The sequence below is a fragment of the Phytohabitans sp. LZ39 genome (assembly GCF_059359075.1).
In genome coordinates, this window is sequence record NZ_JCADBM010000012.1 from 272,621 (window position 1) to 299,558 (window position 26,938).

25 protein-coding genes are annotated in these 26,938 nt (G+C 72.5%); 9 read left to right on the forward strand and 16 right to left on the reverse strand.

The genetic code is table 11. The annotated features are described in order from the left end of the window. Positions 1-84: 84 nt before the first annotated feature. Positions 85-420 carry an STAS domain-containing protein gene (locus tag AC5L36_RS23940; RefSeq protein ID WP_441219705.1) on the forward strand — a complete coding sequence of 112 codons (336 nt, stop codon included), beginning with the start codon at positions 85-87 and terminating at the stop codon, positions 418-420. A 23-nt stretch (positions 421-443) separates the two neighbouring features. Here the strand turns inward: AC5L36_RS23940 and AC5L36_RS23945 are convergent, their stop codons facing one another. Together AC5L36_RS23945 and AC5L36_RS23950 are read right to left on the reverse strand one after the other, a co-directional pair. Then, positions 444-1,616 (reverse strand): hypothetical protein, encoded by a 1,173-nt coding sequence (locus tag AC5L36_RS23945; RefSeq protein ID WP_441219706.1) that lies wholly within the window; start codon positions 1,614-1,616, stop codon positions 444-446. After that, positions 1,613-2,134 (reverse strand): SigE family RNA polymerase sigma factor, encoded by a 522-nt coding sequence (locus AC5L36_RS23950; protein WP_441219707.1) that lies wholly within the window; start codon positions 2,132-2,134, stop codon positions 1,613-1,615. The genes AC5L36_RS23945 and AC5L36_RS23950 overlap by 4 nt, the downstream gene beginning before the upstream one ends. Positions 2,135-2,240: 106 nt before the next feature. Between AC5L36_RS23950 and AC5L36_RS23955 the strand changes: the two genes are divergently transcribed. Continuing rightward, a complete protein-coding gene (locus AC5L36_RS23955) occupies positions 2,241-3,182 on the forward strand; it encodes an acetamidase/formamidase family protein (RefSeq protein ID WP_441219708.1) in 942 nt (313 codons plus the stop codon). Positions 3,183-3,933: 751 nt separating this feature from the next. Here the strand turns inward: AC5L36_RS23955 and AC5L36_RS23960 are convergent. From AC5L36_RS23960 to AC5L36_RS23970, 3 genes are read right to left on the reverse strand one after another with little or no spacing between them, the layout of a single operon-like run. Further along, positions 3,934-5,352 carry a dihydrolipoyl dehydrogenase family protein gene (locus tag AC5L36_RS23960; protein ID WP_441219709.1) on the reverse strand — a complete coding sequence of 473 codons (1,419 nt, stop codon included), beginning with the start codon at positions 5,350-5,352 and terminating at the stop codon, positions 3,934-3,936. Between the two features lie 60 nt (positions 5,353-5,412). Further along, a complete protein-coding gene (locus AC5L36_RS23965; RefSeq protein WP_441219710.1) occupies positions 5,413-6,369 on the reverse strand; it encodes a 5'-methylthioadenosine/S-adenosylhomocysteine nucleosidase family protein in 957 nt (318 codons plus the stop codon). Next, on the reverse strand, positions 6,366-8,027 hold the full coding sequence (locus AC5L36_RS23970; RefSeq protein WP_441219711.1) for an AbeC-like domain-containing protein: 1,662 nt from the start codon (positions 8,025-8,027) through the stop codon (positions 6,366-6,368). The genes AC5L36_RS23965 and AC5L36_RS23970 overlap by 4 nt, the downstream gene beginning before the upstream one ends. 242 nt (positions 8,028-8,269) lie before the next feature. Between AC5L36_RS23970 and AC5L36_RS23975 the strand changes: the two genes are divergently transcribed. The 3 genes from AC5L36_RS23975 to AC5L36_RS23985 are packed head-to-tail and all read left to right on the forward strand — an operon-like array spanning position 8,270 to position 11,425. Then, a complete protein-coding gene (locus AC5L36_RS23975; RefSeq protein WP_441219712.1) occupies positions 8,270-9,310 on the forward strand; it encodes a macro domain-containing protein in 1,041 nt (346 codons plus the stop codon). Positions 9,311-9,341: 31 nt separating this feature from the next. Next, positions 9,342-10,355: a glutathione S-transferase family protein gene (locus tag AC5L36_RS23980; protein WP_441219713.1), complete on the forward strand. Its 1,014-nt coding sequence runs from the start codon at positions 9,342-9,344 to the stop codon at positions 10,353-10,355. A 32-nt stretch (positions 10,356-10,387) separates the two neighbouring features. Next, complete coding sequence (locus AC5L36_RS23985; protein WP_441219714.1) at positions 10,388-11,425, forward strand: LysR family transcriptional regulator; 1,038 nt, start codon at positions 10,388-10,390, stop codon at positions 11,423-11,425. Here AC5L36_RS23985 and AC5L36_RS23990 read toward each other — a convergent pair. Together AC5L36_RS23990 and AC5L36_RS23995 are read right to left on the reverse strand one after the other, a co-directional pair. Further along, entirely contained in the window at positions 11,335-12,006 is a 672-nt protein-coding gene (locus AC5L36_RS23990) for a nucleoside/nucleotide kinase family protein (RefSeq protein ID WP_441219715.1), read from the reverse strand. The genes AC5L36_RS23985 and AC5L36_RS23990 overlap by 91 nt on opposite strands. Positions 12,007-12,101: 95 nt before the next feature. Beyond that, complete coding sequence (locus AC5L36_RS23995; RefSeq protein WP_441219716.1) at positions 12,102-13,625, reverse strand: pectate lyase family protein; 1,524 nt, start codon at positions 13,623-13,625, stop codon at positions 12,102-12,104. A gap of 83 nt (positions 13,626-13,708) precedes the next feature. On the opposite strand from AC5L36_RS23995, the gene AC5L36_RS24000 reads away from it, so the two are divergent. Beyond that, the gene (locus AC5L36_RS24000; RefSeq protein ID WP_441219717.1) at positions 13,709-14,128 is read left to right on the forward strand and encodes a VOC family protein; all 420 of its coding nucleotides are present in this window, start codon (positions 13,709-13,711) and stop codon (positions 14,126-14,128) included. Here AC5L36_RS24000 and AC5L36_RS24005 read toward each other — a convergent pair. Beyond that, a complete protein-coding gene (locus AC5L36_RS24005; RefSeq protein WP_441219718.1) occupies positions 14,112-15,293 on the reverse strand; it encodes an MFS transporter in 1,182 nt (393 codons plus the stop codon). The two genes, AC5L36_RS24000 and AC5L36_RS24005, sit on opposite strands and share 17 nt — an antisense overlap. 58 nt (positions 15,294-15,351) lie before the next feature. Here AC5L36_RS24005 and AC5L36_RS24010 point away from each other — a divergent pair, with 58 nt between their 5' ends. Next, the gene (locus AC5L36_RS24010) at positions 15,352-15,762 is read left to right on the forward strand and encodes an META domain-containing protein (RefSeq protein ID WP_441219719.1); all 411 of its coding nucleotides are present in this window, start codon (positions 15,352-15,354) and stop codon (positions 15,760-15,762) included. Positions 15,763-16,306: 544 nt separating this feature from the next. Here the strand turns inward: AC5L36_RS24010 and AC5L36_RS24015 are convergent. Beyond that, positions 16,307-17,404: a M20 family metallopeptidase gene (locus AC5L36_RS24015; RefSeq protein ID WP_441219720.1), complete on the reverse strand. Its 1,098-nt coding sequence runs from the start codon at positions 17,402-17,404 to the stop codon at positions 16,307-16,309. A gap of 74 nt (positions 17,405-17,478) precedes the next feature. On the opposite strand from AC5L36_RS24015, the gene AC5L36_RS24020 reads away from it, so the two are divergent. Next, complete coding sequence (locus AC5L36_RS24020; RefSeq protein ID WP_441219721.1) at positions 17,479-19,107, forward strand: metallophosphoesterase family protein; 1,629 nt, start codon at positions 17,479-17,481, stop codon at positions 19,105-19,107. Between the two features lie 51 nt (positions 19,108-19,158). Here the strand turns inward: AC5L36_RS24020 and AC5L36_RS24025 are convergent, their stop codons facing one another. From AC5L36_RS24025 to AC5L36_RS24035, 3 genes are read right to left on the reverse strand one after another with little or no spacing between them, the layout of a single operon-like run. Further along, on the reverse strand, positions 19,159-20,424 hold the full coding sequence (locus AC5L36_RS24025; protein WP_441219722.1) for a hypothetical protein: 1,266 nt from the start codon (positions 20,422-20,424) through the stop codon (positions 19,159-19,161). Continuing rightward, on the reverse strand, positions 20,414-20,911 hold the full coding sequence (locus AC5L36_RS24030; RefSeq protein WP_441219723.1) for a SigE family RNA polymerase sigma factor: 498 nt from the start codon (positions 20,909-20,911) through the stop codon (positions 20,414-20,416). The genes AC5L36_RS24025 and AC5L36_RS24030 overlap by 11 nt, the downstream gene beginning before the upstream one ends. 1 nt (position 20,912) lies before the next feature. Then, entirely contained in the window at positions 20,913-22,538 is a 1,626-nt protein-coding gene (locus tag AC5L36_RS24035; RefSeq protein ID WP_441219724.1) for a DUF885 family protein, read from the reverse strand. A 60-nt stretch (positions 22,539-22,598) separates the two neighbouring features. Between AC5L36_RS24035 and AC5L36_RS24040 the strand changes: the two genes are divergently transcribed. Beyond that, positions 22,599-24,260: an ArnT family glycosyltransferase gene (locus tag AC5L36_RS24040; protein ID WP_441219725.1), complete on the forward strand. Its 1,662-nt coding sequence runs from the start codon at positions 22,599-22,601 to the stop codon at positions 24,258-24,260. On the opposite strand, the gene AC5L36_RS24045 is transcribed toward AC5L36_RS24040, so the two are convergent. From AC5L36_RS24045 to AC5L36_RS24060, 4 genes are all read right to left on the reverse strand, one after another. Then, positions 24,244-25,203, reverse strand: a complete 960-nt coding sequence (locus AC5L36_RS24045) for an NAD(P)-dependent alcohol dehydrogenase (RefSeq protein ID WP_441219726.1) — start codon at positions 25,201-25,203, stop codon at positions 24,244-24,246. The genes AC5L36_RS24040 and AC5L36_RS24045 overlap by 17 nt on opposite strands. A gap of 14 nt (positions 25,204-25,217) precedes the next feature. Beyond that, positions 25,218-26,177, reverse strand: coding sequence for a permease prefix domain 1-containing protein (locus AC5L36_RS24050; RefSeq protein ID WP_441219727.1), 960 nt, complete (start codon positions 26,175-26,177; stop codon positions 25,218-25,220). Continuing rightward, positions 26,174-26,509 (reverse strand): PadR family transcriptional regulator, encoded by a 336-nt coding sequence (locus AC5L36_RS24055; protein WP_441219728.1) that lies wholly within the window; start codon positions 26,507-26,509, stop codon positions 26,174-26,176. The genes AC5L36_RS24050 and AC5L36_RS24055 overlap by 4 nt, the downstream gene beginning before the upstream one ends. 289 nt (positions 26,510-26,798) lie before the next feature. Further along, entirely contained in the window at positions 26,799-26,921 is a 123-nt protein-coding gene (locus tag AC5L36_RS24060; RefSeq protein ID WP_441219735.1) for a VOC family protein, read from the reverse strand. Positions 26,922-26,938: the final 17 nt, after the last annotated feature.

Sequence of the window (26,938 nt, forward strand, 5' to 3'; positions counted from 1 at the left end):
GGGCTACAGTCACGCAGATCCTAGCCCCGCGGGGGGATGCCTGGCCGCGTCACGTGTGGGAGGCTCGGGGTTGGAGGTCCTGTCATGACTCGCTTGACGACCACCGTCAGTGTCGACCTCGGCCGCCTACGGCTCGCGCTGGCCGGCGAGATCGACCTGTCCAGCGTCGACGTGCTCCTGCGGGCCCAGGGTGAGGCGCTCGCCAGCGCGGCGTCCCGGCGGCTCCACGGCGTGGTCGTCGACCTCGATCGGGTCACGTTTCTCGACTCGACCGGCATCGGTGCCCTGGTCGGCGGCTTCCGCCAGGCGGCGACGGCCGGCCTGACATACCAGCTGGAAAACCCACGCGGCCCCGTCGCCCGCGTCCTCGACGTGGCCGGCGTGCTGGCCACGCTCGCGCCGGAGCGCCGGGCCGCGTAGGGCGACCCGGCGCGATCCGCCACTCAGAAGGCGATCCGCTCCCGCACCTCGCGCGGGAGGCGGGTGGCCTGCATCGTGACCAGGTTGTCGACCGAGGGCGTGCCGGTCAGCGCGTGCACCGTGCGCAGCTCGCCGGTGCGCAGGTCGACGGACTCGACGGTCGTCCGCGGCTGTCGCGACGGCCCCATCCCGGACCAGAGGAGGAGCTCGTCCGTGCCGCGCCAGCCGACGACCTGGGGCCACCGATTCCCGCAGGTCGACTGGGCGGCCGGGCAGCGTGGCGTGGTGACCCGGCGGACGACGGCGCCGCGGCGGTCGGTCAGGGCGAAGACGTTGGCCTGGTCGTTCGCTTGGACCACCAGCCCGTCGCCGCCGGGTCGTACCGCGATCGCGTGGGTGCCCTCCGGCACCGGCAACGTGCCGATTTCGCGTCCGGCGAGGTCGTAGATCGTGTCAGCGACCGTGACCCGGTCGTTGTCCAGCAGCCAGGCGGACCCCGCGCCCAGCGTGTATGTGGCGAGGTGCGCCGGGTCGGGCGGGCTGGGCGGCGGCGTGGTGGGCAGGGCGGCCTTTATCGGTGGAGGCCCGGCGTCCGCGATCACGGTGGTCTGTCCGGAGGCAAGGTCGACGACCACGAGGTCCGTGCCGTCCTCCCGCATGGACCAGTAGGCGGCGTGGCGTCCGTCGGGCGAGATCTGCGGGGCTCCGTGGGCCGGCTTGGGGCCGTCGTACCAGCGGATCTCGCCGGTGGCCGTGTCGTACCGGCCGAGCTTGGTCGGTCCCGGGTCGGGGACCCGCCTGAGCACGGCCGCGTACCGCATGTCGGTGGTGGGCGCCGACACGTGGGTGGCCTCCACCGCCCGGTAGTCGCCGGTCGCCGGGTCGAGCACCTGCCAGTTCTTGTCGACCGTCATCGGGTCGCCCGCCTGGGTCGGTATGCCGCCGCGGTGCATGGCGAACACCGCGTTGCGGGCGCCGGGCACACCGGGCGGCGCCGCCTGGTCGGTGCGGAGGACGGCATAGGGCGTGGCCACCGCCGCGGCCGCGACCACGGCGGCGGCCGCCACGAGCACCGTGCGCCGCCGGCGCCGCGCGCCACCCGCGGCCAGCGCCCGTTCGGCGATCCCCTCGGGTACCACCGCGGTGTCGGCGATGTCGGTCAGGCTCTCCCGGACGAGTTCGGGCAGTGCGTTCATCGGATGCTCTCCTCGTTCAGCTCGGTCTCGTTCAGCTCGGGGGCGATCTGCCGGAGGCGGGCGAGGGCCCGGTGCAGCTGGCTCCGCACGGTCCCCGGCGAGCAACCCAGCAGGGCGGCGGTCTGCTCCTCGGACAGGTCCTCGAAGTAGCGGGCGACGAGCACGGCCCGCTGGCGTGGGCCCAGCCGCATCAGCGCGTGTCGCAGCGCCAGCCGGCGGTCGGTCGCCCCGATCTCGTCGCGGTGGTCGGGCCGCTCGGGCACGTGGTCGGTCGGCGTCTCGCGCAGGCGCTGGCGCCGCCGCCACACGGTGACCTGCGCGTGGTACATCGCGCGCCGCACGTAGGCCTCGGGATCACCCTCGATCTTTCCCCAGCGTGCGGCGGTGCGGACGAGCGCGCCCTGTAGGAGGTCCTCCGCCGCGTGGTGGTCACCGGTCAGCGCCGTCGCCACCCGGATCAGCCGGCCACCGCTCGCGGCGACGAACTGCCTGAACTGTTCCCGCTCCGACTCCCGCATCCCGCTCCGACCCTCCGTCGCTCCTGCCCCCTCTCAGACGAGCGAGCGCGGTCAACCACTGCATATGACTTGGCGACTCGGGCACGGGTACGTGATAGTGCGGGCCATGGGGACATCGCACACCATCGAAACCGGCGGCTCGACCCTCCACGGCTACTTCTCCCGCGACTACGCACCCGTCCTCACCGTCGATCCGGGTGACTCGGTGCGCTTCTCGACCCTCGACGCGTTCTGGTTCGCCGGCCCGTACACCGGCGGCAGCCTGGACGACCGGCCGCGCAGCGAGCACCACCGTCAGGGCTACGGCCACGCGCTGGTCGGCCCGATCGCGGTGCGTGGTGCCGAGCCGGGCATGGTGCTCGAGGTACGCGTGGACGAGATGGTGCCGGGGGACTGGGGCACGACTGTGGCGGGCGGCTGGCCGAGCGTCTTCAACGAGCGCTACGGCGAGGTCGAGGGGCGGACGCTCCAGTCCTGGGAGCTCGACCCGGCGGCGATGACCGGCCGCAACCAGTACGGCCACACGGTGGCGCTGCGCCCCTTCCTCGGCGTGATGGGCATGCCACCGGCCGAGCCGGGTGAGCACTCCACCACGCCGCCCCGCTCCCACGGCGGCAACCTCGACTGCAAGGAGCTGGTCGCGGGCAGCACGCTCTACCTGCCGATACCGGTGGCGGGCGGGCTCTTCTCCGCCGGCGACGGGCACGCCGCACAGGGTGACGGCGAGGTCAGCGGCACCGCCATCGAGTGCCCGATGGAGCGCGTCGCGCTGACGTTCGGGCTGCGCGACGACTGGGAGCTGACCGCGCCGGCCGCGCGCACCCCGGCCGGCGACTGGCTCACACTCGGCCTCGGCGACACGCTCGACGACGCGGCGTACGCGGCGCTGGAAGGCATGTTCGCCCTCCTGGAGCGGCTACACGACGTCTCCCGCCGGGACGCGATCGCGCTCGCCAGCGTCGTGGTCGACCTGCGCGTCACGCAGATCGTCAACCAGGTGGTCGGCGCGCACGCCGTACTCCCGCGCGGCGCCATCGCCGAGAGCTGAACGCCCCGCCGCAAGAGACAGAAGATGTGAGCTACCGCGACGTCCGTCGTGGTCCGGACCGCTGCTCCCGCGGCCTCACCCGTCCGCCGCTGGTCACGCGGTGCTCGCCGAGATCCCTGACCTCCGCTGCCAGGTCCGCCGGACCAGCCCGTCCGGGCTGAGCCAGGATCGTGAAGGATCCGGGTCGTCATGGCGACCCAGATCCTTCACGCAAACGGAATCGCGATCCGTCGCCGTGATCTCGAAAGCGTTGGTGCGATAAGGAGATTCGGGCTACCACGACGTCCGCCGTGGTCCAGACCGCTGCTCCCGCCGCCGCCGGTCACGAACGGCCAGATCTTGGTACGCATGCGTCCCCCAGAGGGGCCAATCCGTACCAAGATCTGGCGGGCCCGGCGGAAGCCGTTGCCGATCATGGTCTTGCCCGCAGGCTTGCAGCGCGGAGCCGGCAGCGGACGGCCGGGGGGTTCGGCTCGGTCTACGAGCCGCCGGCCGGGAGCGTTGCCCGCGGGAGCAAACGGCCTACAGGTGACGCGGACGTGGGCAAATATGCCTCCAGCCATCTCACGAAGGGCGAGCCACCCCGACTCCGAAAGGTCTCCTAGATCGCCCCCATCCTGATGGCCCGGAGGCTTGAGAGGGGTAACCGCAACCTACAGCGGACGGGTGAGGCCGCGGGAGCAACGGCACGGACCACGACGAACATCGCGGTAGCTCAAAATGAAAGGAACTTGGCTTCCTGGGGCGGAGGCTAGGGGCGGCCGTACGTCTCCAGCAGCCGCAGCCAGACCTCGTTGATCGTCGGGTACGCCGGCACCGCGTGCCAGAGGCGGTCGAGCGGCACCTGGGCGACCACCGCGATGGTCGCGGCCTGGAGCAGCTCGCTCACGTCCGGGCCGACGAACGTGACGCCGAGCACCACCTTGCGGTCTTCGTCGACGACCATGCGGGCGGTGCCCTTGTAGCCGTCCGCGTACACGCTCGCGCCCGCGACCCAGCCGATCTCGTAGTCGACCGACCGCACGCGGTATCCCTTGTCGGTGGCCGCCTTGAGCGTGAGGCCGACCGACGCGACCTCCGGATCGGTGAACGTCACCTGCGGCACCGCCTCGTGGTCGGCGGTCGCCACGTGGGTGCCCCAGGGGGCGTCCTGCACCGGCTTGCCCTTGGCCCGCGCGGCGATCACGTCGCCCGCCGCCCGCGCCTGGTACTTGCCCTGGTGGGTGAGGAGCGCGCGGCGGGTGACGTCGCCGGTCGCGTACAGCCAGTCGAAACCCTTGACCCGCATCGTGTCGTCGGTCTCCAGCCAGTCGCCCGGCGTCAGGCCGATCGCGTCGAGGCCGATGTCTCGGGTACGCGGCGTGCGGCCGGTCGCGACGAGCACCTCCTGCGCGGTCACCGCCGCGCCGTCGCCGGTGTGCACGGTGACGCCCTCCTCGGTGCGGTGGACGCGGGTGGTCTGGGTGTGCAGCAGCACCTTGACGCCCTGGTCGCGGAGCGCCTCGGCGACCATCTCGCCGGCGAACGGCTCCATGCCGGACAGCAGCCCGCCGCGCGAGATCAGCGTGACCTCGGTGCCGAAGCTCGCGTACGCCGTGGCCATCTCGGTCGCGACCACGCCGCCGCCGATGATGGCGAGGCTCTCCGGTGTAACCTTCGCGCTCGTCGCGTCGCGGCTGGTCCACGGGTCGGCGTCGCGAAGCCCGTCGATGTCCGGGACGAGTGCGTCGGAGCCGGTGGAGATGGTCACCGCGTGCCGCGCCCGCAGCACCACCTCGCTCCCGTCCGCGGAGGTGACCGTGACCTCTTTGGGGCCGGTGAGGCGGCCGTGGCCGCGGACGAGCGCGATGCCCGCGCCATCCACCCAGCTGACCTGGCCGTCGTCCTTCCAGTCGTGGACGGTCTCGTCGCGCCGGGCGAGCGCGGCGGCCACGTCGAGGCTGCCGGTGACCGCCTCCTTGGCGCCCCTGACCTGGCGGGCCGCGCGCAGCGCCTGCGCCGGGCGAAGCAGCGCCTTAGACGGCATGCACGCCCAATACGAGCACTCGCCGCCGACGAGCTCGTGCTCCACGAGCACGGCGGTCAGGCCACCCTGGACGGCGCGGTCGGCGACGTTTTCCCCGACCGCGCCGGCGCCCAGGACGATGAGGTCGTATTCGGTCGCATCCATCGTGGGCATCTCTTTCGTCGCGGTGTCCGGCCGCGTCCCACCCTATGCCGTCCAGGTGGCTCAGCGCGGGCCCTCGCGGCGGTGCGCGTCCCGGGTGTGTCCGCCGCGCGGGTCGACCGGCGGGCATTCGGCGAGCAGCGCCCGCACGTACGCCGCCGCGGCGATCGACGCGTAGCCACGCCAGCGGCCGTCCGTGCCGTGTTCGCCGTAGTCGCTGATGCCCCGCACCACGAACCACTCCAGGCCGTTGGCGAAGCCGGCGCTGCCGATGCCCGAGCCCTCCATCTCGATGGCGAGCAGGTCGTGTGCCTCGGCGATCCGGTCGCGGACCCGGGCGTCGCGCAGGGAGCGGTTGGCGCTGCCGATGTAGCCGTAGCGGACGGCCGGCTGGCCCTGGGTCGGGCGGGCGTACGCCGGGATCCGCCGCTCCGCCACGTCGAGCCAGTGTTCCCAGGGGCGTTCGCCGCCGATCTCGTTGGCCTGGAGGTATTTGGCGCGGTGGGTGAGAAGCGAGGACGGGCGGGGGAACGGGCGCCTGGGGACGGGTCCGTCCACTGTCTCCTCGACGTGGTCGTACTCGACGAGCCCCCAGGTCGACACGACGATGTCGCCCAGGCTCACCCGCTGGGGCACCCCGCACGCGATGCCGGACATGACGACGGTGCTGACCGAGCCGAAGCTGCGGGCGAGGTTGGCGCACGACTCGGCCGCGGCGTTGTTGCCGGTCTCGCCGAGCATCGTCAGCACGACCCGGTGCGGCCGCTTCGGGTCCCGGCTGGGAAGCGTGCCGAGCACGTAGTCGGCGCGGTCGTCGCGGACACCCCGCGGCGCCGCGGCGTCGTCGAGCAAGGCCCGCGTCGCCGCGAACTCCTCGGGCAGCGCGGTCACGATCCCGAACTCCGGCCGCGGCCCCTTCCGGGCCTCCGCCGGCGACCCGCCGCCGAAGGTGTGGTGGTTTCCGATGCCGACGTTCTCCGCGTACACGTCGCCGAACTGCCACGTCTGGGAGGTGCTCACTCGTCGTCCTTTCCGGAGTCGTCCTTGGGGCTGGGTCCGAACGTGTGGCCGTTGCCGAAGCCGACCATGTCGCCGCGCACGTCGCCGATGTTCCAGTTCTGGATGTTGTTGACGGTCTTCTTCATGGAGTCGTCCAGCGGTTCGGTGTCGACGCCGAGGCCGTCCAGGTACTCCTTGACGCAGCCCAGCACGCGGCTTTGCAGGTAGGTGTTGATCCGGGCCAGGTCGGACGTCACGAAGTGGCTCAGCCGTTTCGGGCTCGTCACCGAGACGCCTTCGCGGAGCGAGTTGACCGCCCCGAAGTCGTAGGGGCGGCGCCGGCGGGCGGCCCGCCGCCACAGCCGCCGCCAGTGGCGCAGCCGGATGACCCGCCAGACCTCGCGGGCGCACTCGATCGGGCCGCGGACGGCGAGCTCCGGGGCGAGCCGGGTGCCGGCCCGCACGGCGAGGGTCAGGCGGTCGAGGGAGTGCGTGGGCAGGCCGGCCACCACCTCCTCGATGTCCTTCTTGAGTGGCGGCACGACGTGCGGGACCATCTCGACGGACAGGTGCGCGCCGTTCAGGTGTGGCCGGACGAACAGCGCGACCGCGATCTCGCCGTGCCGACCGACCTCCTCGACCCAGAAGTAGACCCGCTGGAAGTCGGTGTGCTCGGGATGCTGGAGCCGCTCGGCGAGCTCGGGCCACTCCATCCGCTCGCGAGGCAGCGGCGGGTCACCGGCGAGCAGATCGGAGCCCCACGGAATCCGAGTGCCGTCCACGTAGAGGCGGTGCCCCGTGCCGACCCGGCGGGCGCCGTTCGCGGCGGACGGGATCTCGCCGCCGAACCGCGCGCTGAGAAACTCGTGCATCTCCACGATGTCGACCGGCTCCGGCACCTTCTCCTTGCCGTCGTCGCCGGTGGCGCCGCGCAGGACGTCGACGTCGACGCTCCACGGCCGGACCCGGAAGCCGTTGCCCACGAACGGAAACTTCGCGCGCGCCGCGTTGTACGGGACGACGTTCGCCGTCTTGAGCCGCGCGATGCGTTCCTCGACGGCGTCGTCGAGCGGCGGCGCGAGGTCGCCGGGCGGCCCGGCGTGGGTGAGGATCGCGCGGGCCCGGTGTTGCGCCCACAGCAGCTCGCCGACAGCCATTGACCAGGCCGCGACGATCGCGCCGAGCACCGTGCCCACGGTGATCCAGAGGCGCGGCTCCCGGACGAGCACGAGCACCCCAGCCGCGGCGAGGACGAGCAGCCCGATGACCCAGCGGACGTTCGGGATGCGGGTCTCCGGCCGCTCACGCCCCTGCGTGTACGCCCGGTAGCCCCAGAAGAGCGCCAGCGCGGCGGCCACGACGAGCCCCGCCACCGGGCCGAGGAACCCGCCGGCCTGCACCGCCGGCACCGCGACGGCGACCGCGACCAGCAGGCACAGCAGGATGTCGCGGAGGCGGCGGGTCCGGAATACGACAGTGGAGTGCCGCACCAGCGCCCGCACATCGAGGCTGGTCGACGGTGCCCAGGCCGCTGGCTGTCCATGATGGACCATTCCCAGCACGTACTCGGCCAGTCCACGCTGGAGATAGACGGCGGCGCAGAGGGTCTCGTCGACGGTGCGTTCCGGTTGCGGCGCCGGGGGCGGCGTGACCGGGGCCGGAGCGGTCGTGATGCTCATGGAATCCCTCCAACGGACGGGTGACCCGATCCCCGAAGGGCGTGGCTAAGCTGCCACGCGACGCAGGGGGGAGAAGGTGATCAATGCGAGGGGGTTGACGTGAGGGACGGGCCGACGATCGAGGTCATGATTCGACGCGGGATCGGCGCCGCGCAAGGAAGACCGGACCGCACCGGACGGTGCGGGGCGTCCGCCCAGGCCGGGGTCGGATGTCCGGCGTCCGCCGCCGGACGGGGCACGGCGTGAGGCCCGCGCGGCCGCCTGTCGACCCGGCGGAGGCGCTGGCGGAGTTCTGCGCCGCGCTCCAACGGTTGCACAAGGAGGCCGGTGGGCCCACCGTCGACGTGCTGCACTGGGACCAGGACGTGCCGCTGCGGCGGACCCAGATCTACGCCACGCTCGCCGGCGAGATCAACGCACCGCCCACCTTCGACTTCGTCCAGGCCTTCGTGCAGCGGTGCAAGGCGTTCGCGGCACAGCAGAAGCGCGCACTGTCTCCGGTGACGTCGGGGTGGGACTGGGCCGGCGACCACCATTTCCTGGCCGAGCTGTGGCGCCGCTCGGAGCGGGCGACCCCGCCGCCGGAGCCAGAGCCGCCCGTAACCGCCCGGCCGCTCACCGTCCAGGAGATCAGCCTCTACCCGGTGCCCGGCGCGGGGCCACCCCGGGCCATCGGCGTGATCACCGGGTCGCTCCGGCAGATCCGGTCCGCGAACGTGTGGGTCAACTCCGAGAACACCGAGATGCGGATGGCCCGGTTCGAAGAGTTCTCGATCTCGGCCGTGATCCGCTACGAGGGTGCCCGGCACGACAGCGGCGCGCGGGTGGTCGACGACATCATCGCCGACGAGCTGGAGGCCAAGGTCGCCGGACGCCGTCCGGTGGCGCCCGGCACGGCGATCGTCACCGGCGCCGGCGAGCTGTTCGGGCGCAACGGCGTGCGCCACATCGTGCACGTGGCGACCGTGCAGGGCGAGCCGGGGCGCGGCTACCGGCCGGCGCGAGACCTCGCCCGCTGCGTCGACAACGCGCTGCTGGCCGCGGAGACCCTCGAGATGCCCGACGGCGAGCGGGTCACGATCCTCATCCCCCTGCTGGGCACCGGCAACGGCGGCGCGGACGTCGTCGCGACCGCCGACACCCTCATCCACACCGCGGCCAACTACCTCCGCACCACCGCCGCCACGCGGATCGAGACGGTGCTGTTCCAGGCGTACACGGACGTGGACCGCCGGGCCTGCCACCGCGCGCTCCGTTCGGCCGGCCTCTCGCCCGCGGGGTGACCTTCTTCTCCGCGTCGGGAACGATTGACGTATGACCTATGTCAGCACGACGGGTGAGTTCACCCGCGACCAGCGCTACATCGCCACCCGCATCACCGCGGACGGGAGCGACGGGTACCCGGTGGAGCCCGGCCGCTACCGCCTCGTGGTCAGCCGCGCCTGCCCCTGGGCCGGCCGGGCCGTGATCGTCCGCCGGCTGCTCGGCCTCGAGTCGGTGCTGTCGATGGCCATCGCCGGGCCGACCCACGACGCGCGGAGCTGGACGTTCGACCTCGACCCGGGCGGCCGCGACCCGGTGCTGGGCATCGAGCGGCTCCAAGAGGCGTACTTCGCGCGCTTTCCCGGCTACGAACGCGGGATCACCGTGCCGGCCATCGTGGACGTGCGCACCGGGCAGGTGGTGACCAACGACTACGCGCAGATCACCCTGGACATGTCGTCGGAGTGGCGGGCGTACCACCGGCCGGGCGCGCCCGACCTGTACCCGGAAGAGTTGCGCGCCGAAATCGACCAGGTCAACCGGGTGGTCTTCAGCGACGTCAACGACGGCGTGTACCAGTGCGGCTTCGCCGGCGACCAGGAGGCGTACGAGGAGGCGTACCGGCGCCTCTTCGCCCGGCTCGACTGGCTCTCCGACCGCCTGGCCGACCAGCGCTACCTCGTCGGCGACACGATCACCGAGGCGGACGTGCGGCTCTTCACGACGCTGGTCCGCTTCGACGCCGTGTACCACGGGCACTTCAAGTGCAACCGGCACAAGCTGACCGAGCTGCCGGTGCTCTGGGCGTACGCGCGCGACCTCTTCCAGACGCCCGGCTTCGGGGACACCGTCGACTTCGACCACATCAAGCGGCACTACTACGAGGTCCACCGCGACATCAACCCGACCGGCATCGTGCCCGTGGGCCCCGACCTGTCCGGCTGGCTCACGCCGCACGGGCGGGAGGCGCTGGGCGGCCGGCCGTTCGGCGCGGGGTGCGAGCCCGGCCCGGTCGGCGAGTCCGAGGAGGTACCGGTGGAGCACAGGGCGGCGAGCTGGTCGTGAAGCTTGGGGGATGAATCGGCTACAAAGAAGCGGTGAGCCGTGACCTGGAGATCCGCATGCTGCGCTCGTTCGTCGTGGTGGCGGAGGAGCTCCACTTCAGCCGCGCGGCGCAGCGGCTCTTCGTGGCGCAGCAGGCGCTGAGCCGCGAGATCCAGCGCCTGGAAGACCGGGTCGGCCGCCCGCTCTTCACCCGGACCACGCGCCAGGTCACGCTCACACCGGCGGGCGAGGAGCTGCTCGGGTACGCGCGGCGGCTGCTCGCCCTCCACGACAAGGCCCTGCACGCCCTGCGCGGCGAGGCCGAACAGCTGCTGGTCGACGTCGTCGGCCCCGGCCTGACGCCGTCGCTCGTGTTGGCCGAGGCCCGCGGCCGGGTCCGGGAGGTCGAGTTCTTCGCCCGCGAACGCCAGGGGCTCGACGGCGCGGTCGCCACGCTGAGCGGCCGCGCCGGGCGGATCGACGTGGCCTTCGGTCGCTGGACGGCACCCGGCGCGCGCTCCGCCGGCCTACGCCACCGCCCCGTCCGCCTGGAACCCGTCATGGTGCTGCTGCCGGCGGGACACCCGTTCTCGGCCCGCGCCGAGATCCCGCTGGCCGACCTGGAGGGCAGCGGCGTGTGCTTCCGCGCCGGCGACCACGTCACCCACGACTGGGACGACGCGATGCGCCAGCTGCTCGGTCCGCTGGGGATGGACCCGGCGCTGGCGCACCCGCCGGTACACGGCGCTGACGAGCTCGCCCACCACCTCCACCTGCGCGACGCGCCGATCCTGACCCTGAGCACCCAGCCGCCCGTCGACGGCGCGGCGCTCCGCCCACTGGTGCGCCCGGCGGTGGTGTACCCGTGGGCGATGGTCTGGCGCGCGGACCTGGACCATCCCGGCCTGCGCGCGTTGCACGACGCCGTCGACCGGCTGTCGGCCGCGCTTGGCTGGCTACGCCCACCCGACGGCGCCTGGCTGCCCGAGCCCGAGGCCCGTCAGACCCGCACGACAAGGCTCGGTGCGGCGGGATCCTCGTTGCCCACCACGACGTCGGCGCGCTCGCGCGGCCGCACCTCGTCGACGTAGCGCCGCTCACCGGGGATGTACATCGTGCGGTAGCGGTGCTCCGCCTGCTCCGCCGAATCCATCCACTGCTGGTCGCGGGCGATGCCCCGGCGCAGCACCTCGTCGAAGCTCACGTCGACGTAGATCCGCAGATCCCACAGCGCGTCGAGCTCCGGCCGCTGGAGAAACGCGCCGTCGGCCACCAGCACGGCGTCGTCCGGCGCGACCTCGACCGGCGCGTCGACGGCGTTGAGCGCGGGCAGGTCCATCACTGCGGTGCGGTATCGCCGGCTGCCACCCGGCCCCAGCGGGACAAGCAGCTGGTCGCGGATCGCGGCGTGATCCCAATACTCCAGGTAGTAGCCCTCCGGCGACCCTTTCGGGTACGTGGTGCGCAGCGCGACGGCCCGCTTGAAGTAGTCGATGCCCGCGCGGATGACCGCACGCTCGGTGCGCGCCCGCAACACCCCCGCCAACTCGTCGGCCATCGTCGTCTTCCCCGCCGCCGAGCACCCGTCGATCGCCACCCGCACCGGGTGCGGCCGTCCCACCGCGAGCACCACCCGCGCCAACTCGGCCAACACCGTGTCCCGCTCACCCACCCGACGATTGTGCCAGCACCCCGTCCGGCGTCCATGGCGAAATCCTCGAGCTACCACGACGGGCGAGGTCGGGATCTCGGCGAGCCCTCTCGGCGTCAGGAGATGCGGCCCGCCCCCGCGCCGGCGGTTACCAGTGCGGGGACGGCGCTGGCACTGTCCGGCGTGTACGCGTAGTAGGCGCGCGGGTCGGCCACTGCGCCGCCGCTCTCGCAGGGGCCGGAGCGGACGAAGACGTTGCCGCGTTCGGCCAGGCGGCCGGGGGCGGAGTCGGCGTAGCCGCTGACCGAGTGGCACGGGAAGGCGACGTCCTCGAAGTAGTTGGCCTCGACGAGTACGCCGGCGTTTTCCGTGGAGGCGACGCCGTAGAGGCCGATGCCGCGGTAGTAGTTGTTGTACACGTGGACCGGTTCGCCGAAGCGCACGCGCGGGTGTCGCTGGTTTGAGCCGTCGAAGTAGTTGTGGTGGTACGTGACCTTCAGATAGCCGATGTCGTCGGGGAACGTGTCGGAGTGCCCGAGCAGCATGCTCTTGTCGGTGGCGTGGAACCTGTTCCAGGACACGGTCACGTTCGTCGACCGGCGTTTGACGTCGACCGACCCGTCGAAACCGGGGTAGAAGTCGTTGTGGTCGATCCAGACGTGGTGCGATCCATTGTGGACGCTGATCGAGTCGTCCGAGGCGTCGCGGAAGGTGATGTTGCGGATGATGACGTTGTCACCGGGGCGCGTGGTCGTGCCCAGCTGGAGACCGCCGCCGGTGATCTCGGCGGTGGAGCCGACGCCGATGATGCTCTTGTTGGCGACCACCGTGACCATGTCGTCGACCGCGATGCGCCCGGCGACCCGGATGACGTACGGGGTGTTGGCGCCCGCGTACTGTGCCAGCTCGGCCGCCGTGGTGACGGTGACGGTGGGGCCGCCCGCGCCGCCGGTGGTCCCGGTGGCGTGGCCGTCCGGCTGGCCGGGCAGCGGCTGCGGCGGTGGCGAGGTGGTGACACCGGGCGTGGGCGTCGTCGGTGTCGGGCCGGCCGCGTCGGTCACCAGCACGTCGTCGAACGAGGCGCTGGCGTAGTAGGTGGCCAGGCCGACCGAGCCGGACGCGTACGCGCTGTCGGTGGCGGTCGCGACCAGCTGTCCATTGAGGAATCCGCGCAGCGTCGTGCCGGTCGCTTCGAGACGCAGCCGGTGCCACGTGTCGAGCGCGGCCGTCGCGGGCGCCGCGGCCAGCGTGGTGTGACCGCCGGAGCCGCGGCGGCCGAGGCGCACCTCGCCCGCGTTGGTGAGCGCGAGGTAGTAGTAACCGCTTGTGCTCTGCGCGCGGGCGATGATCCCGGCGTGGCGGGCGGTGCCGTTGAAGCCGGTCGGCTTGACCCGCGCCTCGACCGTGTAGTCGCTCCACGAGCTGGATCCGGCGAGCGCGCGGGCGTCGCTGCCGGTGCCCGACTGGCGGTAGACGGCCGAGCCGTCGGTGACGACCGACCAGCTCCCGCCGGAGCGGGTCCAGCCGCTCGCGCCGCCGGTGAAGTCGGCGCTGAAGAGGGTGGCGGCGTGTGCCGCGTGCACGCCGGCGAACACGAGCGCGGCGACCACCGCCGCGGCGAGGAGCGCTTTCCGGGTCATGGGACAACGCTAGGAAAGCCCTTTCCCATACGTCAAGCGAATCGATGTGCAGGAATGTTGCAGTGCTGTGCTGAGATGTTCGGATGGCGCAGGACTACCGCTTCCACCACCTGGCGATCATCGCGAAGAGCTACGACGAGACAGTGAGCTGGTACTGCCGGCACTTCGGCTTCAGCGTGGCGCAGGAGTGGAGCGCGCCGGACATGCTGCCCGGCGCCCGGATGTGCTACCTGCGCAAGGGCTCGTTCTACATGGAGATCATCGGCGACGGCGAGAAGGCCGGCCACCACGCGGTCGCCGCCGATCCGGGGCAGGAGTACCAGATCACCGGATACCGCCACTTCGCGCTGGAGGTCGACGACGTGGACGCCGCCGTCGCGGCGCTGGCCGCCGGCGGGGTGCCGGCGTTCTTCCCGCCGACCGACCTCGACGTCGTCGGCGTCCGGGCGGCCCTCGTCCGCGACCCGGACGGCAACGCGGTGGAGCTCATCCAGTGGCTGTGAGCCGCGGCGCCCGGTGGATCGCCGGGGCGGCTGCGCGCGCGACGAGTGCCAGCAACGGGATCAGGCCGGCGAGTGTCCACGTGAGACCGATCAGCTCGGCCACCCAGCCGATCACGGCGGGCGCGACAAGGATCCCCGTGTAGGTCATCGTGCTGAACCGGGCGACGGCCACGGCCGCCCCCGCGCCGGCCGCGCCATGGTGGCCGACCACGCCGAAGAGCACCGGCAGCGGGGTCGCCAGCCCCACGCCGACCACCGCGAACCCCACCACGGCGACCGCCGGCGACGGGCTCAGCACCACCGCGGCGAGTCCCGCCACCGCGACGAGCGTGCCGGCCACCACGAGCTTTGCCGCGTCACGGCCGGCCTGGAGCCGGTCCCCGACGAGGCGGCCGGCGGTCTGGCACGCGGTGAACGCCAGGTAGCCCAGCGACGCGGCGCCGAGCGGCGCGCCGAGGTTTTCGTGCAGGTAGACGCCGCTCCAGTTGGCGACCGCCGCCTCGACGGTGAGCACGGTGGCACCCATCGCGCCGAACACGACGATCCGCCGGCTCCAGCCATCCCGCGGGCTCGACCGGCGGGCCCGGACGCCGCGCCGGTCCGCGTACCCGGGCAGCAGCAGGCGGCCGCACGCGAGCGCGGCCGGCAGCAGGGCCGCCGCGAGTACCGCGTAGTGCAGTGACCGTGACGTGCCCGCGTGGGCCGCCGCCGACCCGACCAGCGAGCCCACGACGGCGCCGATGCTCCACGCGGCGTGGCAGCCATTCATGATCGGGCGGCCGAGCACGCGTTCGACGGCGACGGCGTGCGCGTTCATGGTCACGTCGAGCAGGCCGTGTACCGCCCCGAACCCGAGCAGCAGGAGCATCAGCGAGACCAGGCTCGGCGCGCCGCCGATGCCGATCAGCGCGACCGGCAGCACGAGGACCGCCAGCCGTACCACCCAGCCGCTGCCGACCCGGGCGGCGAGGGCGCCGGCGCCCTGCATGGCGACCACGGCCGCGACGCCGAACGCGGCGCTGGTCAGCCCGAGCTGGGCGGGGGAGAGGTCGAGGTCGAGCTTGAGCTGCGGCGTGCGCGCCACGAGGCTCGCGATGAGCAGGCCGTTGCCGCCGAAGACCGCGGTGATCGCCCAGCGGGCCCGCATAGCGTTGGAGGAGGTCATACCAACACGACGAATGGGCATCCCCTCGAACGGACAGCGGTCTGTCATCATGGGGGACATGGCTATATTGACGAGCATCACTGTGGGCATGGTGCTGGCGATGAGCGGAGCCACCGCCCCGCCCGTCGAAGACACCCACTGGGTCATCGAGTCGGTCACCGACAGCGCCGGCACCACGCCCATCCCCGCCACGCCTGAGGCGTACGTGGAGATGACCGGCGGCGAGATCACCGGCTTCACCGGCTGCAACTGGATCAGCGGCTACGCCGCCGTCGGCGACGGCACGGTCGCGCTCACCGAGATGGGCACGACCAAGCGCGGCTGCTCCAACTACCCGGAGTGGCTGGAGATGCGGATGCAGTGGGTCCTCGACGACGGCGAGCTGACCGCCGTGGTCGACGGCGACACGCTCACCCTGACCCGCCCCGAGGGCCGCTCCCTCACACTGCGCGCCGCCGACCTGCCCTGACACACCGTTGGGCATCGAGCTAATGATCTAGAGACCTATCGGAGTCGGGGTTCGACCGCCCTATTTAGACAGAGATTTTGAGCTACCGCGACGTGCGTCGTGGTCCAGACCGTTGCTCCCGCGGCCTCACCCGTCCGCCGTTGGTCGCGCACCCCGGTGCGCAACCGGCGGGGGGTGGATCGAGCTCGCGCCTGGCGGTGGTCGATGTTTGTCCACAATGTCTGTTCTCGGATCCGCCGATCCGGGAAAGCGACGGGGGTTTCGTCGCCGCGAGTGACCGCTGCGGCGGTGTGAGCGATCTCGAAGTCTCGCCCCTGGTGGGTTGGTGACGCTGCGTCGGGATGGCGCAGGGGCCGCGAAAGCCCGCCCTTCGGGGCTTGTCTCGCGGGCCTGGCAGTGGAGGGCCGGGGGTTTCGGCGAGCGCTGCGAGCCGCCGGCCGGGAGCGGTGCCCGCGGGAGCATACGGTCCGCGCTGACGCGGACGTGGGCAAATACGCCTCGAAGAAACGCCACGGCGGGCGGCGGCCCTGACCCCGAAACCCCTCTAGGTCGCGAGGCGGCGCAGGAACGACACGAGCGCCGCGTGGTAGGGCGCGATCGTGGAGATCTCCGCGTACTCGTCCGGGCCGTGCTGGCCGTGCCCGCCCACGCCGAACGCCACCGCCGGGATGCCGCGTGCGGAGTAGAACCGGCCGTCGCCCGCGCCGTGCTTGTAGAGGAACGCGCCGCCGTAGCCCTGCTCGCGCGCGGCGTCCCGCAGGTGGGCGATCTCGGGCCGGTCGTGGTCGGCGTGGTGCGGCGCGTCCACGTGGTCGACCGCCACGGTCACGCCCGGCTCGCAGAAGGCGGCGAGGTGCGCGGTGATCGCGCCGGCGTCCGCGCCGGCCAGGTCGGTGTCCTCCGTGGGGAAGCGGATGTCCAGCCACGCCTCGGCCTCGGCGGGGATCTGGTTGAACGCCCGGTTGGGCGTCTCGATCCGGGCCACGTTGATCGTCGTCTGCCACGCCTCCGCCGCCGGCACCGGATAGCGCTCGGTCAGGCGGGTGACCGTACGTACGAGCTTGAGCAGGGCGTTGTCGCCGAGCCACGGGTACGCGCCGTGACCACTGTGGCCGGTCGCGTGCAGGCGGGCGTGGGCCAGGCCCTTGGAGTCGGCCACGATGTCGAGCCGGCTGTGCTCGCCGATCACCACGAACTCGCCGGTGACGCCCTGCTCCAGCTGATGTCCGGTGCCGTCGCGCCCGCCCACCTCCTCGTCCGAGACGAGCTGGAGCGCCAGCGGGTACGGCAGGGTGGCGGCGGTCTCCCGGAACGCGAGTGCCTGCGCCAGCGCGGTGATCTTCATGTCCTGCGCGCCGCGCGCGTACAGCCGGTCGCCCTCGCGCCGCGGCGTGAACTGGGTGGGCGTGGCCGGGACGACGTCGAGGTGCGCGTTGAGCACCACCCGGAAGTCGCGCCGCGCTGGTCCGTGGTGGAGCAGCGCCGAGGGTACGCCGCTCGACTCGAACCACTCCACTTCGAATCCGAGCCCGACGAAGTCGACGACGAACTCGACCGCCCGCTTGAGCTCCTCCGGCCGGTCGGCGGTTGACGGTACGGTGAGCAGCTCTTCGGCCGCGGCGAGAAAATCCTCTAGTTCCACCCCACCATCGTGCCCTCATCCGGCCAGAGCGTGGCGTTCACCGGATATTTGATCAACTTGGCCAGGGTGTGTCCATGGCACACCCGAGACATTTGCTCGCCGCGGCCGCCGCGGCGCTCGTTCTCCTGCCCACGGCCGCGGAAGCGGGCGGCAACGGGCACGGCCAGCCGGTGCGGCAGACGCTCTGGCGCGGCGACTTCGACGGCGCCCGCGGCGCCTGGTCGGTGCAGACCGACGGCACGCCCGCCGGATGGCGCGGCTGGACGTTCGCGCAACGGGACGACTGGTTCGCCGCCGCCGCGCCGGCCGGCGTGGGCTGCGACCCGGAGCAGGACCGGCCGCTGGACCAGCGCTGCTTCCTCGACGGGCGCCAGCAGTTCTCCCGTTCCCGGGGCGTGCTCGCGGTCGCCGACAACGGCGTCGCCGTGGCCAAGGGCGCCGCGGTCGACGGCGACCACCCGGTCAACAGCACGCTGACCAGCCCCGGTGTCCCGGTCAGCGGCAAGCGCGCGGTCGAGCTCGTCTTCTCCTCGCACTGGCGGCAGGCGCACAAGGCCGTCGGTCGGGTGACGGTGGCCTTCGACGGCGGCGCGGAGAAGGAGATCCTGCGCTACTCGGCGGCCCGGATCAGCGCGAACGGCGGCGGCGACGTCATCTCCGGCCAGGAGGTGATCCGGGTCGAGGTGCCGAGCCGGGCACGCAGCGCGGTGATCCGCTTCGGGTACAGCAACAACCGCCCGCAGATGTTCTGGGCGGTGGACGACGTGGTGGTCCGCACGCCGCTGCCGGCGCTGGCCCGCCACGCCAAGCCGGTCACGTTCCAGGTGCTCAGCGACATCCAGGTGGAGGGGCTGCCGTACACCGGCGGCGCGCTCGACCTGCTGCGCCGCGAGGCGCCGGCCGCGAAGGGGCTGATCGTCGTCGGCGACATCATCAGCGGGCCGCGCGAGCAGACCCAGGAGCAGCAGGTCCAGGAGTACGCGGACGTGAGCGCCGCGTTCGCCGGCCACAAGCTGCCCCCGGTGTACCCGGCGATCGGCAACCACGACGTGCGCAGCCGGGTGTTGACCAAGGAGCAGCAGGTCGACAACTTCCTGACCTGGGCCAACCAGTGGGGCGCGAAGATCGACAAGCCGTACTACGAGAAGGTCGTCGGCGGCGTGCCACTCGTCGTGATCGGCGAGGAGGGCGGCGTAGCGGAGGACGAGAAGCAGGACGTCAGCGACGCGCAGATGGCGTTCCTCGCCCAGCGGCTCGCGTACTGGTCGGCCAAGGGCAAGCAGGTGCTGGTGATGCGCCACTACCCGTTCGAGTGGACGGTCTCGGGCACGTACGGCAACTTCTACGAGAACGGCCCGCGCGACTTCGAGATCGAGGCGATCGTCGGGAAGTACCCGAACGTGATCTTCCTGAGCGGCCATACCCACTGGTCGCCGTACCGGCGGGACTGGGCCGCCCAGGTGGTCACGCAGGGCGGGCACCCGGACGGCTACACCGCGGTCAACACCGGCGCGCTGGCGATGGAGTTCGCGCCCAGCCCGGACGACCCGTGGGACGAGGACTCCGCCACCGACCGGCCCGAGTCGCCGGGCGTGCTGACCGTGGCCGTGTACCCGGACCGCACGGTCCTGCGCGCCTTCGACGTGCTCACCGGCGAGCAGATCAACGAGCTGGAGGTGGCCAACCCGGCCGCCCGCCGCTGACCCGCCGCCGAGACGGCCCCGCCCGAGGTCCCCGGGCGGGGCCGTTCTCCGTCACCACAGCCGTTTCAGGTCCAGCATCTTGTACGTGCCGTCGGGGGCCTGCCAGACCTGCACCGTCGAGCGCGACCGCATGCCCTCCATCAGGAGCTCCGACTGCCGGGCGAACGGGTCGTCAAAGCGCTTCCGCTCGATCACCGCGGCCCGGCCGGTGACCCGGTCCCAGACCACCCACCGCTCGCCGATCGGGCCGATCGCGAGCCGCCCTTCGTACCCGGGCTCGAAACCGCCGCGCGACTTCAGCGCGACGAAGCCGCTGCCGTCGAGGTTCTGGATCGCGGCCTCTTCGCCGACGGTCCCGCCGGCGCACCAGGTGGATCCACATGCGACGGTCGCCACCATCTCCTCGTTCGCCTTCCACCGGTACCGCTTTCCGGTGGCGACGTCGATCAGCTCGCCGGTGCGTTCCGGCTCCCCGAACGGCGTGCCCGGGTACTGCGTGGTGATCCAACCCGGGATGGTGGAGAGCCAGTACCCGCGCGATCCCGGCACGTCGGCGACCGGCCCGCCGTCCAGCGGCAGCCGGCGGATCTTCACGTCGTCCTTGCCCTGGCCCGGCCCGTACTCCTCCCAGATCATCGCGTCGCCGGCCAGCACCGCGGTCCCGCTGACGGCCGGGAGGTTGGCGAGCTTCGTCGCCTCGCCGCCGGCCACCGGCGCCAGCCACGCCTCCCGCGCGATCCGGCCGTTTCGCCGCCCCTCCAGAAACCAGACCACCCGGTCGCCGGCCACCCGGGCCGAGGTGACCCGAGGCTGGTTGAGGCCGTCCGTCACGGAGGCGGTCGCCACGCCGCGGATGGCGCCGCTGTCCGGGTTGAAGAGCAGCGGTCCGGCCGCCCGGCCCAGCGGGACGACCAGCACGTCGTCGCCCTCCGTCGTGTCCGCGACGGTGTAGTCCGACCCGTCGGGCAGCCTCTCGGGCAGCTGGCGGACCGCGCCCGGCCAGACCGCCTCCGGCCCCGGCAGCTTCGCGAAGTCGGGGACCTTGTCGGGCGAGAACGAGTACAGCGGCGCGACGCCGTGGCGGGTCTCCGGCCTGGCCAGCGTCACCGCCGCGGTCACCGTGCCGCAGACCACCACGGCCACCGCGGCCGCGACGGCCTGGACGACCCAACCCGAGCGCCGCCGGGGTCGCCCGCCGCCTTCCGCTCGCGCCACGATCCGGGCCAGGTTTGGCGGGGGTACCGGCAGGGTGGCGATGTGGCTCCGGACGGCGGCCCGCACCCGCTCGTTCCGGTCGCGCAGTGGCTCAGTCGTCATCGAGGTGCTCCCTCAGGGTCGCGAGCGCGCGGTGGAGGAGGGACTTGACCGTGCCAGGGCGGCAGCCGAGCGCGTCGGCGATCGCCTGCTCGGGCAGGTCCAGGTAGAAGCGGAGGAAGACGGCGGCCCGCTGGCGGCGGTTGAGCGCGAGCAGCGCCTGGCGTACGGCGGTGCCGTCCTCCGCCGACGGTGTCGACTCCACGGGGGAGCCGCGTGCCACGTGCCGGCGGGCCACGATCAGCCGCCGCCACCACGACCGCGACCGGTTGACCACCACGGTGTGCAGCCAGCCCCGCGGGTCACGGACCTCCGGCCAGCGCCGGTACAGCTCGACGAACGCCTCCTGCACGATGTCTTCGGCGGCCGCCATGCTGTCGGTGATCACGTACGCCAGACGGATCATGCCGTCGTAGTGCGTCTGGTAAGCCGCGTCGAAGTCGTCCAACGCGTTTCGGCCCGTCTCGGGCTCCACTGCCGACGTCGTCACGCTAGCTGGTCGCGCCGGACCCCCGATCGGTTCCGTCCGCCAGGGCATCGGCTTCGTCGAGGTGCGCGCGGTCGCCGAGCAGCTCCCACCGCTGGAGCGCGAGCGGCACGTTTCCCTCACGCCACAGCCGGTCGTGGAAGGCCATGAGGTCGAACGCGTCGCCGTCCCGGCGCTGGGCCACGGCGAGCAGGTCGTGGATCTGAAGCTTGCCGATCTGGTAGCTGAGCGCCTGGCCCGGGTTGCCGGTGAAGAAGGCCGCCTCCTCCCACGCGGTCTGGCGGTCCATCGGCACCAGCGCGGCCAGGCGGTCGGCGACCTCGTCGAGGGTCAGCTCGCCCAGCGCCAGCGCGACGTCCACCTCGACCCGCAGCGCCCGCAGCCGCATCGCGTTGGCCACGAACTCGGCGCTGGCCGGCGCGCCGTCGAAGAGTCCTGAGTGGAGCATCAGCTCCTCGTTGTAGAAGGCGATGCCCTCGTTGGGCGTCGAGTCGTAATAGCGGCGGCGGGCCGGGGCGGGATGCGTCCAGGAGAGCGCGAGCTGCTGCGCGTGCACGCCCTCGTGCGCGATGGCCGTGCGCGGATCGCGGGCCGCCGCGAGTGCGAAGTACGGCAGGTCGTCGCGGGGCGGCGGGACGTACCGCACCGCGTCGTCGTTCCACCGGCTCGCCGAGCCGGCGTAGTGCGCCACGCCCAGCCACTCCAGCCGGGCGAGGTAGTCGGGGATCGGCGCGAACCGGTAGTGGCGCAGCTCCTCCGGCTGGCTGAGCAGGCCGCGCTCCGCGTAGAAGCGGCGCACCTCCGCCTCGCCGTCGCGCTGCCGCTCGACCAGCGCGGCCGGGTCGGCGGCCACGGCGGCAACCGGCGCGCCGCGGTGGCGGCGGCGCAGGATCGCCTCCAGCGCCACCGCGCGGTCCCACTCCTGCCGGCCCATCTCGCGCAGCCGCGCCGCCGGGTAGGGCAGCAGGGCCACCCGGTGCAGGAAGTACGCGAACGCCTCCGGACCCACCGCCGCCGGGCCGGTGAACCCGGGCAGCTCGCCGGTGAGCCACTCGCGAAACCCGCCGAGCGCCTCGGCCGCCTCGCCGGTCGCCTCGACTAGGTCCGGCCCGCCGGGCAGCGCGTCCATCGCCGCGCGCAGCCCGTCCGGGGCGTCCGCGAGCAGGCGCAGCGCGTACGCGGCGAGCGGGGCTGCCGCGCGCTCGCCGAGGTTGTCGCGGGCCTGGCCGAGCAGGACGGGCACCCGCCGCAGCATGGCGGCGAGCGTGGCCGTGTCGACCGGTGGCGGCACCAGCAGCAGGTTGAAGACCGGCACGAGCGCCTGGTCGAGGTAGAAGCACGGGTTGCGCTCCCAGCCGCGGAGCAGCTCGAGCTCCCAGTGCGCCCGCGCGATCGCCGAGCCGAGGAGGCGGCCGTCGACCTGCTCGGCGAGGGGTGCCCCGGCGAGGTCGATCGCCGCGTGCCGGTCGGCGAACTCCCGGGCGGCCTCCCGGCGCTCGGCGATGGCCGCCGCGGACCAGTCGGCGACCCAGCCCGCCGGCCGCTCCACCCGGGTGATGTCGTCGGACGAGTCCGGCTGGGCGGACAGCCGCCACGCCCAGAACTCCTCCGCCAGCGCCTCCAGCCTCACTGTTGCCTCCCCGTTTCGTTGAACACATGCTGCCAGCCCGGCCGTATCTAGAGTGTGACGATGACGACGGCGACGGCACCGCCCACGCCGGCAGCCGGACCCGACGGGAGTCGGCTGACGGTGCCGGTGCGGATACGGCGATGGCTGTATCCGCTGGTGGTGGCCCTGATCCTCGGGCAGATGGCGGTCGCGATGGTGACCGCGGCCGTCCAGCAGACCCCGACGATCGACGAGCCGGTCTACGTCGCGACGGCCGTCTGGCAGGTCCAGGAGCACAGCCTCCGGTACAACCCGGAGCACCCGCCGCTCGGCAAGCTGCTGATCGGCGCTGGGCTGGCGTTTTCCGGAGCCGAGATCGATCCCGGCTTCCAGGGCGACCAGACCGCCCTCGGTCGCCACCTGCTGTACGAGTCCGGTTACGACGCGTGGCGGCTGATGTTGCTCGCCCGCCTGCCGGTGATCGTGCTGACGCTGCTCTTCGGGCTTGTGGTGCTGGCCTTCGCCCGCGACGTCGCCGGGCCGCTGGGCGGGCTCGTCGCGCTCGCCCTGTATGCCTTCTCGCCGGACGTCATCGCGCACGGTTCGCTGGCGACGCTGGACATGCCCACGGTCGGGTTCCTGCTGACCTCGGTGTGGCTTGTCTGGCGGGCGCGGCAGCGCCCCTGGCTCTACGTGCCACTCGCCGCTCTCGCTCTCGGGGCGGGACTGGCGACCAAGATGAGTGCTCTTCCCCTCGTACCCGTGCTGCTTTTGCTTGTGGTCCTGTCGGTGTGGTCCGCGGGCGGGCGGAGCTGGCGTGCCGCGGCGTGGGGTGTCGGGGCGGCGGCCGGCGCGGCGGTGATCGCGGTGGCCGTGGTGTGGGTGAGCTACCTGGCCGTCGACCCGCGGCTGGGCTGGGTGCCGCCGCCCGACGTGCCGGCCAGCGGCGGCCTGCGCGGGCTCGTCGCCGGCCTGCTGCCGCTCCCGGAGGCGTACCGGGACGGGATGCGCATCCAGTTCGGGTTCGAGGACGGGCGGTGGAGCGGCTACCTCTTCGGTGAGGTGTTCACCGGCGGCCGCTGGTACTACCTGCCCGCCGCGCTGCTCGTGAAGTCTCCGCTCGGCGCGATGGCGCTGTGGTTCGCCGGCTCCGTGACGCTGCTCGCGGTGCCTCGGCTGCGACCGGCCGCCCCGTACCTGCTGGTGCCGACCGGCGTGCTGCTCGCCGTCGCGATGACCGGCACGCGCAGCTTCGGCACCCGGTACGCGCTGGTGGTGCCGGTCTTCCTCGCCGTCGCCGCGGCCGCCGTGCTGGTCGTGCGGTGGCGGTGGGCCCGGGTCGGCGCCGGGCTGCTGGTGCTCTTCGTGGCGGTCAGCTCGCTGCGCGCGTTCCCGTACTACCTGCCGTACTCGAACGAGGCCTTCGGCGGCCCGGCCCGAACCCACGAGCACCTGCACGACTCCAATGTGGACTGGGGGCAGGACCTGGGGCGGCTGGCCGACCGGCTCCGCGCCCGCTACGCGGGGGAGCGGATCTGGCTTGTCTACAAAGGAAGCGGCGTGCCGTCGTGGTACGGCATAACGGCGTCCGATCCGCTGGCCGTGCCGGCGGGGGAGGTGCGCGGGCTGCTCGTCGTGTCGGACAGCTCGATCGCCAAGGCCACCGGCCCGCTCGCGGAGCTGATCCGCACGAGCGAGCCGATCGACTCAGTGGGGCACTCGATCACTATTTACCGACGCTGAGGACGAACTTGCCGATCGCGTGATGCTGCTCGATGTGGCGGATGGCGGCGGCGGCCTCGCTCAGCGGGCGTTCCTCTTCGATGACCGGGCTGAGCGTGCCGGCGGCGACCATCGCGCCGAGCTCGGCCAGCTCGTCGCCCTTGGGCGTGGCGACGAGCGGGCGCAGCCGCTGCGACACGAACGGCGCCTTCACCATCATGCCGATCAGGCGCGGCATCGGGCCGAGGAGGTTTCCGCCGCCGCCGAAGGACGAGATGTACATGCCCTTGGGCGCGAGCACCTGGCGCATCGCGGCCAGCGGCTTGTCGCCCCGCAGGTCGAACACGACGTCGAAGAGATCGCTGAGCCTGGTGGTGTAGTCGACCACGGCGTCCGCGCCGATCGAGCGCACGAGCTCGGCGTTGCGGGCGCCGCACGTGGCGGTGACGTGCGCGCCGAGCGCCTTGGCGATCTGCACCGCGAACGTGCCGACCCCGCCGGACGCGCCGTTGACCAGCAGCCGCGTGCCCGCACCCACCCCGCCGAGGCGGATGCCCTGAAGCGCGGTGTTGGCCGCGACCGGCAGCGTGGCCGCCTGCGCGAACGACACCTCGACCGGCTTGGCCGCGAGGTGCTTCTCCTTCGCCACCGTGTACTCCGCGAAGCCCCGCTGGTTGACCTCGCCGAAGACGTCTTCGCCGGGCTTGAAGCCGGTCACACCGGGCCCGACCGCCTCGACGGTGCCGGCGACCGCCCGGCCCAGGACGTTTGCCCGGGGCCGGCGCAGGCCCATGACCAGCCGGATCGCGTGGGGCTCGCCGCGCATGGCGGCCCGGTCGCCGAAGTTGAGCGAGGCGGTGCGTACCCGGACGAGCACCTCACCGGCTTTCGGGCTCGGCCGCTCCACGTCCGCGTAGCGCAGCACCTCGGGCGGGCCGTACCGGTCGTAGACGATGGCCTTCATGTCTCTCTTCTCCCTCAACGCTGGCGGTATTCGCGGACGGCGGTGATGACGGTGCTGAGCAGCGAGGCGACGCAGGTGGCGACGATGGCCCCGTTGGTCCACTTGGCCACGTCGGACGACCAGCCGGCCGCCTCGACGAAGGCGGGGTTGAGGATGTGGTCGTTCGCCGCGAACCAGATGAGCGTCAGCCCGGTGGCGATGTCGGCGACCGCCCGGCCGACCGCGATCGGCACGCTGGGCCGCGCGTAGTAGTACGTGGCGAAGTTGAAGCCCAGGGCGATGACGAGCAGGCCCACGAAGACGTAGATCAGACCGGTGTCCCACAGCCAGGGGTCGAGCGCCCCGATCGGTTCGCCGGCGGCGTCCGTCTTGATCCGGAGCGCCGGCGAGATCAGGATCAGCGAGGTGAACAACACCATCGCCACCGTGCCGGCGATCATCTCCGCGTATCGCGAGCGGCGGCTGACCGGCTCGGGCAGCGCCGCCGGTGTCCACTTCGGAATCGGCAGCGGCTTGAGTGCGGGGACGCGCTCGAAGGCCGCGAAGACGAGCGTGGTCCAGAAGGCGACGTGGAAGCCGGCGGTGAGCGCCGAGCCGACCGCGTCACCGGCGATCGCGGAGGCGCTGTCACCGTCGACCGCCCGCAGCAGCCCCACCACCGCCGCCACCGTGGGCACCACGGTAATGAGCAGCACGCCCAGCAGGCGGGTGTAGTCGAGGAAGTGCGCGGGGCCGATCAGGTGGAGCGGGCGGTCCGCGTAGCCGGCGGCCAGCCGGGCCGGGTCGCCCAGGTCGGTGAGCACCGCCACCTCTGCCTCCGCCGGCTCGGCGCCGGCTTCGAGCCGGTCGTCCATGGCGTCGGCGATCGAGGTACGCAGCTCGCGCTCGATGTCGGGCCGCTGCCGGCTCGGCACGCGGCGGAGGATCGCGTCGATGTAGCGGTCGGTCAGCGTCGTGGTCGTGGTGGTCGTCATGACTCGCCCTTCAGGGTGCGGAACGCGGCGTGCAGCTCGTCCCAGTCGTGGCTCAACGTGTCCGCGAGCTCCCCGCCCAGGTCACTGGTGCGGTAGAACTTGCGCGGCCGGGACTCGTCGGTGTTCCAGTCGCTGGTGAGCAGGCCCTGCTTCTCCAGCCGGCGCAGCAGCGGATACAGCGTGTTGGCGTCGACGGCGAAGCCGCTCCGCTCGAGCAGGTCGAGCAGGGCGTAGCCGTAGTTGGGCTTGCGCAGGATGAGCAGGCAGGCAAGCACCACGGTGCCGCGACGCAGCTCCTGGAGGTGCGTCGAAAGCAGTTCATCGTCGAGCATGCATCACACGATACTGTGCGCCACACACCAATGCAACCCACACATCACTGTGACCCACCCGACGCTGTGCGGCTGTGGGTCGGGGTGGACGGTGGCGGGTGTCGGCCTGGATGGCGTCGGCTCGGTGACCGGCGGGAGTCTGGGTGCCTCGACGCCTGGGCTCAGAGCTGGGTCGCCGGCGAGGTGTCCCGGCGACCTCGGCCACGTCGATCGGGTGGGGCGTCCCAATGCGGCCAGGCTGTGGTCCACGCCGCTTGTGGGCCCGGTGTGAAGGGGTGCAGCGGGTCGATCAGTTGACGCAGAACTCGTTGCCTTCCGGGTCCTGCATGATCAGCCAGAACCCTTCGTCGTCGTCGACGCGGCGGTAGATCGACCCGCCAGCAGCTACGAGCTGGTTTCCGACTGCCTCGATCCGCGCCCGGCGCTCCG

Excerpts from the sequence above, each read along its gene's own strand:
- AC5L36_RS23940 (WP_441219705.1), top strand. The coding sequence starts at position 85 with ATGACTCGCTTGACGACCACCGTCAGTGTCGACCTCGGCCGCCTACGG.
- AC5L36_RS23945 (WP_441219706.1), bottom strand. The coding sequence starts at position 1,616 with ATGAACGCACTGCCCGAACTCGTCCGGGAGAGCCTGACCGACATCGCC.
- AC5L36_RS23950 (WP_441219707.1), bottom strand. The coding sequence starts at position 2,134 with ATGCGGGAGTCGGAGCGGGAACAGTTCAGGCAGTTCGTCGCCGCGAGC.
- AC5L36_RS23955 (WP_441219708.1), top strand. The coding sequence starts at position 2,241 with ATGGGGACATCGCACACCATCGAAACCGGCGGCTCGACCCTCCACGGC.
- AC5L36_RS23960 (WP_441219709.1), bottom strand. The coding sequence starts at position 5,352 with ATGGATGCGACCGAATACGACCTCATCGTCCTGGGCGCCGGCGCGGTC.
- AC5L36_RS23970 (WP_441219711.1), bottom strand. The coding sequence starts at position 8,027 with ATGAGCATCACGACCGCTCCGGCCCCGGTCACGCCGCCCCCGGCGCCG.
- AC5L36_RS23980 (WP_441219713.1), top strand. The coding sequence starts at position 9,342 with ATGACCTATGTCAGCACGACGGGTGAGTTCACCCGCGACCAGCGCTAC.
- AC5L36_RS23995 (WP_441219716.1), bottom strand. The coding sequence starts at position 13,625 with ATGACCCGGAAAGCGCTCCTCGCCGCGGCGGTGGTCGCCGCGCTCGTG.
- AC5L36_RS24000 (WP_441219717.1), top strand. The coding sequence starts at position 13,709 with ATGGCGCAGGACTACCGCTTCCACCACCTGGCGATCATCGCGAAGAGC.
- AC5L36_RS24005 (WP_441219718.1), bottom strand. The coding sequence starts at position 15,293 with ATGACCTCCTCCAACGCTATGCGGGCCCGCTGGGCGATCACCGCGGTC.
- AC5L36_RS24010 (WP_441219719.1), top strand. The coding sequence starts at position 15,352 with ATGGCTATATTGACGAGCATCACTGTGGGCATGGTGCTGGCGATGAGC.
- AC5L36_RS24020 (WP_441219721.1), top strand. The coding sequence starts at position 17,479 with ATGGCACACCCGAGACATTTGCTCGCCGCGGCCGCCGCGGCGCTCGTT.
- AC5L36_RS24025 (WP_441219722.1), bottom strand. The coding sequence starts at position 20,424 with ATGACGACTGAGCCACTGCGCGACCGGAACGAGCGGGTGCGGGCCGCC.
- AC5L36_RS24040 (WP_441219725.1), top strand. The coding sequence starts at position 22,599 with ATGACGACGGCGACGGCACCGCCCACGCCGGCAGCCGGACCCGACGGG.
- AC5L36_RS24045 (WP_441219726.1), bottom strand. The coding sequence starts at position 25,203 with ATGAAGGCCATCGTCTACGACCGGTACGGCCCGCCCGAGGTGCTGCGC.
- AC5L36_RS24050 (WP_441219727.1), bottom strand. The coding sequence starts at position 26,177 with ATGACGACCACCACGACCACGACGCTGACCGACCGCTACATCGACGCG.
- AC5L36_RS24055 (WP_441219728.1), bottom strand. The coding sequence starts at position 26,509 with ATGCTCGACGATGAACTGCTTTCGACGCACCTCCAGGAGCTGCGTCGC.